10 protein-coding genes are annotated in these 12044 nt (G+C 70.8%); 5 read left to right on the top strand and 5 right to left on the bottom strand.

Features of this window, described 5'->3' with window-relative positions; genetic code table 11:
• Positions 1-13 precede the first annotated feature (13 nt).
• The 4 genes from INQ48_38825 to INQ48_38810 form a co-directional block, all read right to left on the bottom strand.
• On the bottom strand, positions 14-1102 hold the full coding sequence (locus INQ48_38825; protein QRF61344.1) for a M14 family metallopeptidase: 1089 nt from the start codon (positions 1100-1102) through the stop codon (positions 14-16).
• A complete protein-coding gene (locus tag INQ48_38820) occupies positions 1099-2466 on the bottom strand; it encodes an MFS transporter (GenBank protein ID QRF61343.1) in 1368 nt (455 codons plus the stop codon). The genes INQ48_38825 and INQ48_38820 overlap by 4 nt, the downstream gene beginning before the upstream one ends.
• A gap of 78 nt (positions 2467-2544) precedes the next feature.
• Complete coding sequence (locus INQ48_38815) at positions 2545-3453, bottom strand: LysR family transcriptional regulator (GenBank protein ID QRF61342.1); 909 nt, start codon at positions 3451-3453, stop codon at positions 2545-2547.
• 57 nt (positions 3454-3510) lie between these two features.
• Positions 3511-4464, bottom strand: coding sequence for a LysR family transcriptional regulator (locus INQ48_38810; GenBank protein ID QRF61341.1), 954 nt, complete (start codon positions 4462-4464; stop codon positions 3511-3513).
• 92 nt (positions 4465-4556) lie between these two features.
• Between INQ48_38810 and INQ48_38805 the strand changes: the two genes are divergently transcribed.
• Genes INQ48_38805 through INQ48_38785 form a run of 5 tightly spaced genes read left to right on the top strand, consistent with a single transcriptional unit; the run spans position 4557 to position 9801 of the window.
• Entirely contained in the window at positions 4557-5393 is an 837-nt protein-coding gene (locus INQ48_38805; GenBank protein ID QRF61340.1) for an enoyl-CoA hydratase/isomerase family protein, read from the top strand.
• A 4-nt stretch (positions 5394-5397) separates the two neighbouring features.
• The gene (locus INQ48_38800) at positions 5398-6534 is read left to right on the top strand and encodes an acyl-CoA dehydrogenase family protein (GenBank protein QRF61339.1); all 1137 of its coding nucleotides are present in this window, start codon (positions 5398-5400) and stop codon (positions 6532-6534) included.
• Positions 6531-7571 carry an acyl-CoA dehydrogenase gene (locus INQ48_38795; GenBank protein ID QRF61338.1) on the top strand — a complete coding sequence of 347 codons (1041 nt, stop codon included), beginning with the start codon at positions 6531-6533 and terminating at the stop codon, positions 7569-7571. The genes INQ48_38800 and INQ48_38795 overlap by 4 nt, the downstream gene beginning before the upstream one ends.
• 35 nt (positions 7572-7606) lie before the next feature.
• Entirely contained in the window at positions 7607-8602 is a 996-nt protein-coding gene (locus tag INQ48_38790) for a tripartite tricarboxylate transporter substrate binding protein (protein ID QRF61337.1), read from the top strand.
• Positions 8599-9801, top strand: coding sequence for a CoA transferase (locus INQ48_38785; protein QRF61336.1), 1203 nt, complete (start codon positions 8599-8601; stop codon positions 9799-9801). The genes INQ48_38790 and INQ48_38785 overlap by 4 nt, the downstream gene beginning before the upstream one ends.
• A 53-nt stretch (positions 9802-9854) precedes the next feature.
• Here INQ48_38785 and INQ48_38780 read toward each other — a convergent pair whose 3' ends face one another.
• Positions 9855-11861 (bottom strand): response regulator, encoded by a 2007-nt coding sequence (locus INQ48_38780; protein QRF61335.1) that lies wholly within the window; start codon positions 11859-11861, stop codon positions 9855-9857.
• Positions 11862-12044 lie beyond the last annotated feature (183 nt).

The following is a 12044-nucleotide window of genomic DNA, read 5'->3' as shown; positions in this document are numbered from 1 at the left end:
GCCGCGCACCCGGTCACGCCGAAGCGCCGAGCCCGCACAGGGCCTGCACGACCGCCGTGCGCGCCTGGCCGAAGACCATGCCCTGCCAGTCGGCATCGTCGACGTAGAAGCAAGCCTTCAGCTCCTGCCCGGCCTCGGCCTGGAGCCGCGGCGCGACCGGTGGCTCGGCCCGCCAGCAGAAGTGGTCGGCGCGCAGCGCATCGATCATCCGCAGCAGCGGCACGGTGCCGAACTCGAGCGCGATCGTGGTGCCCAGTGCGTTGGGGCATTCCTCCGCGAGGATCGTCACCATCGGGCCGCTGATCTCGTACATCACCGAATCGTCGCGCTCGGTCGAGATGACATCCGCGCCCCACCAGGTCCGGGCCCGGTCGATCTCGCCGCGCCTGCCGATGAACACCTTCTCGCAGTGGCCGCGCGGGCCGAGCCCGGTGTGCAGATCGATCCACCCCACCTGCTTCGCCGCGGCGCCCTCGTGCCGAAGAACCCGCCGGATCGTCCGGTTGCTCCAGGTCGCGCGGCTGCCGCCGTAGAACATGCCCGTGGGCGAGTCGTATTGCCCCTGGAACACCGACTGCCCGTAGGCCTCGACGCCGTGCGCGCCGATCCAGGCATCGAGCCGCGCGGCCTCCTCGGGGCCCGGAGGCCATGCGGGCGGAAGCAGCAGGGGCTCGAGCTCGGCATAGCCGTGGTTCGGCGCACGCGCCTCCTCGAAGCGCACGAAGTTGCGGTTCACGTCCACGTTGTCTTCGTTGACGCGGCGCAGGTGCGAGAAGCCGAAAGGATTGACCGCATGCACGAACAGCAGGCCGACGCCCATGCGCTCGGCCGTGGCCAGCAGCGGCTCGTCCACGAGCATCGCCGACTGGCAACCCGAGCCGCAGAAGCCCTCGACGCCGTGGATCGCGGAGGTCAGGACCAGCAGCTTGTCGGCCTGCGGATCGCCGACCCGCACGACGTCCATCGCGAGCTCCTCGCCCTGCGCGCCGCGCACGCCGTCGATCGCATGCGAGGCGACCGCGAGCCCCGCCACGTCCGCGCTCGCGAGAAAGCGCTCGCGTGCCGCGGCATAGGTCGCCGCGAAATGGCTCGTGGGTTTCACTTGAAGCTCCCCACCGGCATCGCGCCGCGAACACGGGGCGGCGCTTCCCTTGGACTCTCCGCATCGAGGTCCTCGCCGGTGCGGTCCACGAGCCAGGGCATGACGAGGGTCGAGACCACGGTCACGGCCACCAGGTACCAGGCCGGCGCCAGCTTGTCGCCGGTCTCGTGCACCAGCCAGGTCAGCACGAAGGGCGAGAAGCCGCTGAAGACCGCGACCACCACGCTGTAGACGGTCGAGAGCCCGCTGGCGCGCACATGCTTCGGGAAGATCTCGGTGAGCATCACCAGCAGCGCGGGGAACTGCGAGGTCAGGCACACGCTGAGCAGGCCGACGACCACGTACAGGCGCCCCGGCGAAGGCGCGGCGAGCAGCCAGTGGAAGCACGGGAACACCAGCAGCAGCAACACCACGCGCGACCAGAAGATCACCGGCTTGCGCCGCAGCCAGTCGGCCAGCAGGCCCGACAGCGGCGCGACGAGCAGGTTCACGATGCCGAACACCACGCCGGCCCAGATGCCGACCTGCACCGGCAGCCCGAGCTCCCGGGCCGCGTACGTCGGCATGTAGAACGCGACCACGTAGATGCCGACCGTGCACGAGAGGAACAGCAGGCTGGCCTGGATCAGTTGCTTCCAGTGGTGGCGCAGCAGCAGGCCGATCTTGCCGCCCGTTTCTCCTGTTCCGCCGGAGACCGATGGCTTCGGCGCGTCGACATGGGTCTCGTGCAGGCGCGTGCGGATGTACATGCCCACCGGCGCGATCAGGATGCCGAGCACGAAGGGCAGCCGCCAGCCCCAGCTCTCGAGATCGGCCGGCGCCAGCACCGAGATCACGGTGCTCGAGACGAGCGCGCCAAACATCACGCCCATGCCCTGGCTCGCGACCTGCCAGCTGGCCATGAAGGCGCGCTCGTTGCGGCCCGCGTACTCGACCAGCATGGCCGTCGATGCACCGACCTCGCCGCCTGCGGAGAAGCCCTGGATCAGCCGCGCCAGCACGATGATCGCCGGCGCCGCCAGCCCGATCTGCGCGGGCGTGGGTGCCGCAGCGATCATGGCGCAGCCCAGCGCCATGAGGCCGATGGTCAGCCCCATCGCCTTCTTGCGGCCATGGCGGTCGGCATAGGCGCCGATCACCACGCCACCGAGCGGCCGCGCGAGGAAGCCGACGCCGAAGCTGGCCACCGCCAGCAGCAGCTGCGCGTAGGGACTCAGGGAGGGGAAGAAGATCCGCCCGATGATGCTCGTCATGAAGCCGTAGACGGTGAAGTCGTAGAACTCCAGCGCGTTGCCGACCGTGATCGCCGTCACCGCCTTTCGCTTCGATAGCGGTGGCGCGACGCCACTTGTCTGGGTACCCATTGCTGTCTCCTGGCCATGCCTTTTGTTGCGATGGCGGATGCTAGGAGCAGCGATCTGCGGCCGGAAGACAAGCACTCTTCAGGGGTGATAGGCGTTGCCTTTCATCGCCGCTTCATGGCGCAGGCAATCGAGGAAGTTCTGCGCCGCCGGGCTCAGCACCGAGCCGGGCCGCGAGATCACGCTGACGTCGAGCGCCGCGAGCGGGTCGCACAGGGGCACCTTCACCAGGCCGTAGTGCGGAAACTCCTCGCGGTTCATCGTGTCGACGAACACCCCGACCAGGTCGCTCTCGCCCACGAGCTTCAGGCCGATCGCCGTCGAGGTGCAGCGCACCACCTGCGTCGGCGGCGCGATGCGCTTCGGCGCGAACAGCTGGCGCACCAGCGCGGGCGCGCTCTCGTCGTCGTAGGGCAGCAGCCATTCCCACTCGGCGAAGCGGTCGGTGTCCGCCGCTTCCAGGATCGGATGGCCCTCGCGCGCCACCGCCACCATGGCGGTGCGGAACAGGCGCTTGACCTCCCAGTCGGCCAGCGAGCCGGGCAGCATGTGCGCGACCATGAAGTCCACCGTTCCGTCGAGGATGCGCGGCAGCGTGTGCGGGATCGAGGCTTCGTTGAAGCGGACCTCGACGTGCGGGAAGCGCGCACGGAACGCAGCGAAGGCCTTCGGCAGGATCTCGAAGGCGACGGCGGTGGAGATCGCGATCGAGATCAGGCCCGAGCTGCCGTCGCGGATCTCCTCGATCTCCGCCACCGCGCGCTCCATCTCGCGCTGGATCACGCTGGCCCGGCGCACCAGCGAGCGGCCATACACCGTGAGCTCGACACCGGCCGTGCCGCGCTGCAGCAGCGGCGCGTCGACCGACAGCTCCAGCTCGCGCATCGCCTGGGTCACGGCCGGCTGCGACATGCCGAGCGCGCGCGCCGCGGCCCGGATGCTCCCATGCTCGGCGACGCTGAGGAACGAGCGGAGTTGACTCAGTTTCATGGCGGTCGGGCTGGGATGAAATCGAGGGGTACGCAGTGTACGGGGGCGTTGCGCGTGCTAGCGGCGCTTCGCGGGCGGCGGTGCGGACTGCACGGGCGTCAGCTCGAACAGGCGATCGCGCAGCCAGACCGCGAAGGCATCGGTGTGGGTGATGTTGTGCCAGTACAGGCGCAGGTCGAATTCGGGCGAGGGGAAACGCAGGCCGATCTCGCGCACCCGCTCGCCGAAGCTGGCCAGGCCGAGCAGCCGCCGCGGCACCATGGAAACGGCGTTCGTGCCCTGCAACAGATCCGGCAAGGCCATGTAGCTCGACGCGGTCATGACCACGTTCCTCTTCTGCCCGGCGTTCAGGGCCTGGCGCTCGAAGATGGCCGGCAGCAGGCCCAGGCCCGAGGGCGACACGTCGATGTGCGCGCAGCCGCAGAGCTGGGCCAGCGACAGCTGCCTGGGTGCCGCGGCGTTCTCGCGATGGGTGATGCAGGCGAGCTGCTCGCGCGCCAGCGGCTGCACGCGCAGGCCGCGCGCCTCGAGGTTCTCGGTGCCGATGCACAGGTCGAGCGCGCCTTCGGCCAGCAGCTGCGGGATGCCCTTGGCGATCGGGCGCATCACGAGCTGCACGCCGGGCGCATGCTGGCGCAGCAGGCGCGCCAGCCGGACCCCCAGCGTGGACTGGATGTAGTCGTTGGCGCCCAGCACCAGCACGCGCTCGACCTGCGCGAGTTCGAAGGCGTCCTCGTCGAACAGCTGCCGGCACTGGGCGATGGCGCGGTCCACGGCGGGCCGCAACTGCCGGGCCCGGTCCGTGAGGAACATCTTGTTGGAGGAACGCACCAGGAGCTGGTCGCCGAGCTCCTCGCGCAAAGCCTGCAGCAGCTTGCTCACGGCCGAGGCGCTCGTTCCCAGCTGCTCGGCGGCCTGGCTCACGCTGCAGGTCTGCAGCAGCACGTGCAGCGGCACCAGCAGGTTGAGGTTGCGGGCACGGAGCCTGTCGAGTGGATTGGCGGCGGCCATGGCGCGGACTTGCTGTGCGTTTTCGGATTTCCATTCTAGGCAATCCGGATGTTCCGAACGGAGCGTTGCCTCCATGGCGGCCCGTTCGCAGAATGCCGCATCCCTCCACCGCACAGCCCGCGAAAAGGACCCGCCACTTGTCATTCACCCGCTACGAATGCCGCGACGGCATCGTCACGTTGACGATGTCGTCGCCGCGCACACGCAACGCCCTCTCTGCACCAGCCATCGCGGACCTCGCGGCTGCCTGCCAGCGTGCCGATCTCGACGAGGCGGCCAGGGTGGTCGTGCTGACCGGCGAAGGCCCCGCGTTCTGCGGCGGTGGCGACGTGAAGGAGATGCTGGCCTCGCTGGACGATGGATTACCGCCGCCCGAGCAGATCCGCGCGAGCTTCGACGCAGGGATCCAGCGGCTGGCACGCACGCTCCATGGACTGCGGCTTCCCGTCATCGCGGCGGTGAACGGACCCGCGATCGGCGCCGGCCTCGACCTGGCCTGCATGTGCGACCTGCGGATCGCCTCGCGCCGCGCGGCCTTCGCCGAAAGCTTCGTCAAGCTCGGCCTGGTGCCGGGGGACGGGGGCGCCTGGCTCCTGACCCGCCTGCTCGGGCCGGCGAAGGCAGGCTACCTGGCCTTCACGGGCGAGACCATCGACGCGGCGCGCGCGCTCGAACTGGGCCTCTTGAGCGCCGTGGTCGACGACGACCAGCTCCAGTCCCACGCACTGGCACTCGCCGCCCGGATCGCCGCCCATTCGCGAACGGCGCTGCGGCTCACCAAGCAGCTGCTGCGCGCCTCCGCGACGCAGAGCTTCGACGAGGTGCTGCACCTGTCGGCCGACGCCCAGGCGCAGGCCATCCACTCACCCGAGCACCGCGAAGCGGTGCGCGCGCTGGCGGATGCGCTGTCCACCGGCAACACCCACTAGATCCATGCAGGCAATCCACATCAGTTCCGCGGGCGCGATGCCCGAACTCGAGCCGCTGCGCGCCGACGTGCGGGCCTTCTTCCACGGCACTCGCGCGCACAGCTCGGCCACCGATCGCGCGAAGAATTGGCTGGCCGGCAGCCGGTCGCTGGCGCGCGAGCTCGGCCGGCGCGGCTGGATCGGCCTGTCGTGGCCAAAGGCGTACGGCGGCCAGGAGCGCGGCAATCACGAACGCTACGTGGTCTGGGAAGAGAGCCTCGCCGCCGGCGCGCACATCTGCAGCTGCATGCCGATGGACCGGCAGACCGGCCCGCTGCTGCTCGAGTACGCCTCGGATCGCGTGAAGCGCGAACTGCTGCCGCGCATGGCGCGCGGCGAGATCAGCATCTGCGTGGGCATGAGCGAGCCCGACGCCGGCTCGGACCTCGCGAGCGTGCGCAGCGCGGCGCGCCGCACGGAAGACGGCTGGTTGCTCGACGGGCGCAAGGTCTGGACCTCGATGGCGCACGAGGCCGACTACATGATCGGGCTGTTTCGCAGCGGCAGCGGATCGAGCCGGCAGGAAGGCCTGTCGCAGTTCGTGATCGACATGCGCTCGCCGGGCATCGCCGTGCGGCCGATCCCCCACATGCAGGGCGAGAGCCACTTCAACGAATGCACCTTCGACGACGTGAAGCTGCCGGCCGATGCGCTCATCGGCCGCGAAGGGGAAGGCTGGAAGCAGGTGAACCGCGAACTGGCCTACGAGCGAAGCGGACCCGAGCGCTTCCTCAGCTCGTTCGAATTGCTGCGGCAGATGGTGGGAGCGGCCGACGCATCCAATCCGCAGCATGCGGCCGAGCTCGGCCACCTGGTCGCCGAACTCGCGGCGCTGCGCGAGATGTCGCTGGGCATCTCGGCGATGCTCGCGCGCGGCGAATCGCCCGCGCTCGCGGCCGCCATCGTCAAGGACCGCGGCACGAGCTTCGAGCAGAAGGTGACCGAAGCCGCGCACCAGCTCTTCGACATCGACCTCTCGGACCCGCACAGCGAACTGGCGGCGGCCGCCGCATTCACGACGCAGGCGGCGCCGCAGTTCTCCATCCGCGGCGGCGCGCGCGAGATCCTGCGCGGCATCATCGCCAAGGGAGTGGGACTGTGAGCGCGGGACTGGAGACGCTCATCGTCGACAGCTATGCGCGGCTGTGCGCGGCGCGCCTCGATCCACGCGCGCATGGGCAAGCCGGGCAAGACATTCAACCGCTCTGGAACGAGGTCGAGGCCCTCGGATTGCCCGGCCTGCTGACCGACTACGACGGCGAGCTCGAACGGCCCGAGCCGACGGCGCTCGCGATCGCGCAGGCCACCGGCTACCACTGCGTTCCGCTGCCCGTGGTCGAGAACATGCTGGCCCGCGCGCTGCTCCGCCAGGCAGGGCTCGAGGCGCCCGCCGGCATGCTGGCGCTGGGGATCGTGCGCGATGCGGAACTCGTCGAGACCGCAGGGCAAGCGCCGCTGCTGCAAGGGCATGCCACCGTGCCATGGGCGCGCCACGCGAGCCATCTGGTGCTGGCCGTCCAGGCCCGGCAGGACGAGCATGTGCTGCTGCTCGCCGCGAACGCGCCAGGCCTGGCCATCGAGCACGGACACAACCTGGCGCACGAGCCGCGCGACCGGCTCCGGTTCGAGCGCGTGCCCTGCCTGGCGCAGGCGGCGCTCGCGGACTGTGTCGAGGCGACGTCGCTCGAGACGGCGCGCTACCGCGCGGCACTCATGACCGGCGCGGCCGAGAGCGCGCTCGACATGACGGTCGCCTATGTCAACGCCCGCTCGCAGTTCGGCAAGCCGCTGGGCAAGTTCCAGGCCGTGCAGCAGAGCCTCGCGGTGTTCGCGGGCGAGGTGACGAGCGCGCTGTCGGCCTGCTCGCTCGCATTCGCGACGAGTGCTCCCGACTGGCGCACCATCGCCATCGCGAAGATGCGGGCCGACGTCGCGGCGTCGGTCGGATGCAATGCCGCCCACCAGGCCCACGGCGCGATCGGCGTCACCGCCGAGTACCCGTTGCACCTGCGGACCCGGCGCCTGTGGTCCTGGCGCACGGAGGATGGCTCGGGCGCCTCGTGGGCGCGCCGGCTGGGACGGGATTTCATCGCACGCGGCGCGGACGCGCTCTGGCCGGCGGTGACGGGCCTGCGCTGAATGGACCGAAGAACACGATGACAACGGAGACACGCATGACGATTCGATCGACCGCGGGCACGACACGCCGCACCTTCGCCGCGAGGGGCGCCGCGCTGGCCACGCTCGCATTCGCCGGCCGCGCCCTGGCGCAGGCGCCCTTTCCCTCCAAGCCCATCGAGCTGGTGGTGCCGTTCCCGCCGGGCAGCGGCTCCGACATCGGTGCCCGCTATTTCGCGGAGCAGCTGGGCCGGCTCAGCGGCCAGCCGGCCACGGTGCGCAACATCGCGGGCGGCAACGGGTTCATCGCGATCTCGAACGTGCTGCGCGCCGACCCTGGCGGGCACACCATCTTCATCGGCGCCAACTCGGCCTTCGTGGTGAATGCCGTGCAGTTCAGGAAACTGCCCTACGACCCGATCGGCGATTTCACGATGCTCGGCATGCTCAACCGCGCGCCCGCGCTGCTCGCGGTGCGCGGCGATTCGCCGGCCAGGGACCTGAAGTCCTTCGTCGAGCGCACGCGCCTCGCGCCCGGCGAGGTGAACTCGGGCCACGGCGCGACCTCGTACCTGATGTTCGCGGCCCAGTTCTACAACCTGGCGGGCATCAAGGTGAACCACGTGCCGTACAAGGGCGCGAGCGACCTGGCGGCGGCCCTGGCATCGAACGTGGTCGACGCCGGCTTCATCGATCCCGGCTCGGGCCTGGCGCTCGCGCAGGCCGGCCGCATCCATGTGCTGGCGGTGGCGGGCGAGAAGCGCCTGCCCCAACTGCCCGGCGTGCCCACCTTCCAGGAGGCGGGCTACCCCGACTTCACCGCCTACAACTGGGCCGCCGCCGCCGTCAGCGCGAAGACGCCCGCGCCCGTCGTGGCCCGCCTCGAAGGCTGGTTCTCCGCGATCGCCAGGGCCGACGCCACGCGGTCCTTCTTCGCGGCCACCGGCAACGAAGCCGTGCAGACCACGGGGACCGAGCTGCGCCGCTTCCAGCTCGCGGAGATCCAGCGCTGGACCGACACCGCCAGGCTCGTGAACCTGGTGCAGGAATGAACCATACCGCCCCACCGCTCGCCGGCATCCGCGTCCTCGACCTGACGACGGTGCTGCTCGGCCCCTATGCGGCCCAGATGCTGGGCGACCAGGGCGCGGACGTGATCAAGATCGAGGCCCCCGAAGGCGACGGCACGCGCACCACGGGGCCGGCGCGCGAGCCCGGCATGGCGTCCGCCTTCATCGGCGCCAACCGGAACAAGCGCAGCGTCGTCCTCGATCTGAAGCAGGGCGCGGCGCGCGAGGCCTTCCTGCACCTGGTCGACGGGGCCGATGTGCTGATCTGCAGCATCCGGGCCGCCAAGCTCGCCGCGCTCGGACTGGATCCGGCGCGGCTGCGGGAGCGAAACCCGAGGCTGATCGTCGTGACGATCCAGGGCTTCGGCACGGACGGTCCGTACGCGGGGCGGCCTGCCTACGACGACATCGTCCAGGGCCTGTGCGGACTGGCCTCGCTCGGCGGCGGCGCGGACGGGGCGCCGCGCTATCTGCCGACGGTGATCGCCGACAAGACCTGCGCGCTGTTCGCGACGCAGGCGGTGCTGGCCGCGCTCGTCGCGCGCGCCACGACCGGTGCCGGTTCGCACGTCGACGTGCCGATGCTCGAGTGCATGGTCAGCTTCACGCTCGTGGAACACCTGTACGGCGCGCAGTTCAGCCCGCCGCTGGGCGAGCCCGGCTACAGCCGCCTGCTCACGAAGTGGCGCAAGCCCTACGCCACGCTGGACGGCCATGTCTGCGTGGTTCCGTACAACGACCTGCACTGGCGACGCTTCTTCGAGGAGACCGGCCGCCACGACCTGCTGCGCGACCCGCGCTTCGCCGACATGGCCGCGCGCACGCGCAACATCGATGCGCTGTACGCCGAGCTCGCGGCCTGCATCGCGCTGCGCACCAGCGGCGAGTGGCTCGAGGTCTGCGAACGCCTGGACATACCGGCCGCGCCCCTGCGCGGCCTCGCCGATCTCCAGTCCGACCCGCATCTGGTCGCCACCGGATTCTTTCGCACGGTGGAGGACGCGCGGATGGGAGAGCTGGTGATGACGGCGCCGCCGCTGCGCTTCGCCGATGCGCCTTCGCCCGCCGTGCGCGTTCCGCCGCGGCTCGGGCAGCACACGCGGCAGGTACTACGCGAGGCCGGACTCGACGCGTCGGCGGTGGATCGGTTGATCGGTCTCGGCGCGGCGGTCCAGGCCTGAGCGGTGCGGGCGCCGATCGCGGCGCGCAGCACGATCGTCGAGCAGGCCCGGGGTCAGCCCGCGCGCCTGCGCCGCACCTGCGCGAGCACCTCGTGCACGGTCCGCGCCAGCACGGCGGGCTCCACCGGCTTGACCAGGTGCTCGTCGAAGCCCGCCGCGCGCGTGCGCATCCGGTCGTGCGCCGCGCCCCAGCCCGTCAGGGCGACGATGCCGAGCTCCGCGCCGGCGAAGCGCTCGCGCAGCTTTCCCGCGACCTCGTAGCCATCGATGCCCGGCAGCCCCAGATCGAGCAGCACGAGCTCGGGGTCGAGGCGCGCCGCCATGGCCAGGGCCTCGTGGCCGTCGCGCGCATCCTCCACCCGGTGGCCCATGCCGCGCAGCAGCTCGATGAGGGTCTGCCGCCCGTCGTCGTTGTCCTCGACCACGAGAATCCGCCGGCCGCCCTCGGCGTCGGCGGGAACCGGCGCAACCGACTCGGGCGCCGGCAAGTCGGTGCGGACCGCGGAGGGCTCGCGCACGGGCAGCTCCACGGTGAAGGTGCTGCCCTCCCCGAGCCCGGGGCTGTCGACCCGGACCGTCCCGCCATGCAGCTCCACGAGCTTGCGGACCAGCGCCAGCCCCAGTCCCAGGCCGCCTTGCGCGTGGCGCCGGGTGTGCGGCAGTTGCGTGAACATCGAGAAGACCCGGGCATGGTCGGCGCTGGCCATGCCCAGGCCGTCGTCGCGCACGGCGAGGATGGCGCGGCCGTCTTCGATGCGGCCCGTGACCTCGATGTGGCCGCCCGGCGGCGTGTACTTCGCGGCGTTCGTCAGCAGGTTGCCGATCACCTGGACCAGGCGCGCGGGATCGACATGCACCGGGATGCCCGCCGGCACGGCCACGGTCAGGCGATGCCGCTGGCTGTCGAGCAGCGCCTGGGTTCCCTCCACGGCGCGCACCACCAGTTCGTCCAGTTGCGCATCCTCGCGCCGCAGCTCGATCAGCCCGCGGTTGATGCGCGACACGTCGAGCAGGTCGTCGATCAGCCGGGCCATCAGGCTGACCTGGCGGTCGATCACCGCGAACTTGCCGGCGATCACCTCGGGCAGGGGATGGCGCGCCGCGATCGCGACCGCGTACTTGATGGGGGCCAGCGGGTTCCTCAGCTCGTGCGCCAGCGTGGCGATGAACTCGTCCTTGCGCACATCCTGCTCCTTGAGCATCGCGGCGTCGCGCGCGCGCTCGATGTGCGCCCAGCAGCGGTCGACCACCTCGGACACGAGCAGCAGCTCGTCCTTCGTCCAGCGCCGCGGCGCGGCCTGGTGCACGGCCATCATCGCCACCAGCCGCCCGTCCTTGACCAGGCCCGCGCAGATGATCGCCTGGATGCCGATCGCGTTGAACATCCGCCCCCCGCCTTCGTCGCCGAGCTCGGCGTCCACGTCGTGCACCACCAGGTGCCGGCCCTGGCGGAGGTTGGAGGTGGCCTGGGGACCGAAGAGATCGAGCGAGTAGACGCCGGCGCTGCTCGCGACACCCTCGCGCGCCCAGTCGCTGCGGATCGTGAAGCGATCGCTGTCGCTGTCCACGTCGGCGTAGGCGCAGCGGGTCGCGCCCATCGCCTCGCCGAGCAGCCGGGCCGTGATCGCCATGATGCTGTCGGCCTCCTGCACGTGGCGCGTGGCCTGGCCGATCTGGTCGAGGATCTCCAGCCGCGTCTCGCCGCCGGTGGCGCGGTCCGGGTGGAGAAGCGTCTCCATCGCCGACGCGAACACCATCCATTGCCCGGGCACGGCTGCGTCGGCAAGAGGCGCCGCCTGCAGCAGGACCTGGCGCAACGTTCCATCCCGCGCGGCAAGCCGGCAGGAAAAGGCCACCGGCCTGCCCGAAGCGACGGCATCGCCCCACAGGCGCTTCGCCTCGGCGCGATCCTCGGCATGCACCGCGTCGAACCAGTGCCCTCCCGCCAGGGCTTGCGCCTCCTGGCCCGTGAACTCGCGCCACCGTGGATCGGGGCGCGTGACCGCGCCATCCGCCGCTGCATACCAGACCAGGCTGTCGCCGATCGTTTTGACTGTCATGAACCGTCCGTCTTCCGAAATGATCTCGTCCCGTTGCGTTCGCGCGCCCGAGGCTCCCAGGACCCTATTGGCAAAGGGGCGGAATGCGCGTGGGACGGCGCCTTGACCGCCGGCCGCGCCGACCGACGGGCTCGCCCGCCAACCTAGGGTAAATGCCTATTTGCATACGAATGCAAGCTTCTG

This window comes from Variovorax paradoxus (assembly GCA_016806145.1).
Classification (GTDB): Bacteria; Pseudomonadota; Gammaproteobacteria; order Burkholderiales; family Burkholderiaceae_C; genus Variovorax.
Note: the sequence above shows the minus strand (reverse complement) of the source record. Positions and strands in the feature narration are given on the sequence as shown.

What these genes read in the sequence shown, in the direction of transcription:
- INQ48_38820 (QRF61343.1), bottom strand. Translation starts at nt 2,466, where the DNA reads ATGGGTACCCAGACAAGTGGCGTCGCGCCACCGCTATCGAAGCGAAAG.
- INQ48_38815 (QRF61342.1), bottom strand. Translation starts at nt 3,453, where the DNA reads ATGAAACTGAGTCAACTCCGCTCGTTCCTCAGCGTCGCCGAGCATGGG.
- INQ48_38810 (QRF61341.1), bottom strand. Translation starts at nt 4,464, where the DNA reads ATGGCCGCCGCCAATCCACTCGACAGGCTCCGTGCCCGCAACCTCAAC.
- INQ48_38805 (QRF61340.1), top strand. Translation starts at nt 4,557, where the DNA reads ATGCCGCATCCCTCCACCGCACAGCCCGCGAAAAGGACCCGCCACTTG.
- INQ48_38800 (QRF61339.1), top strand. Translation starts at nt 5,398, where the DNA reads ATGCAGGCAATCCACATCAGTTCCGCGGGCGCGATGCCCGAACTCGAG.
- INQ48_38790 (QRF61337.1), top strand. Translation starts at nt 7,607, where the DNA reads ATGACGATTCGATCGACCGCGGGCACGACACGCCGCACCTTCGCCGCG.
- INQ48_38785 (QRF61336.1), top strand. Translation starts at nt 8,599, where the DNA reads ATGAACCATACCGCCCCACCGCTCGCCGGCATCCGCGTCCTCGACCTG.
- INQ48_38780 (QRF61335.1), bottom strand. Translation starts at nt 11,861, where the DNA reads ATGACAGTCAAAACGATCGGCGACAGCCTGGTCTGGTATGCAGCGGCG.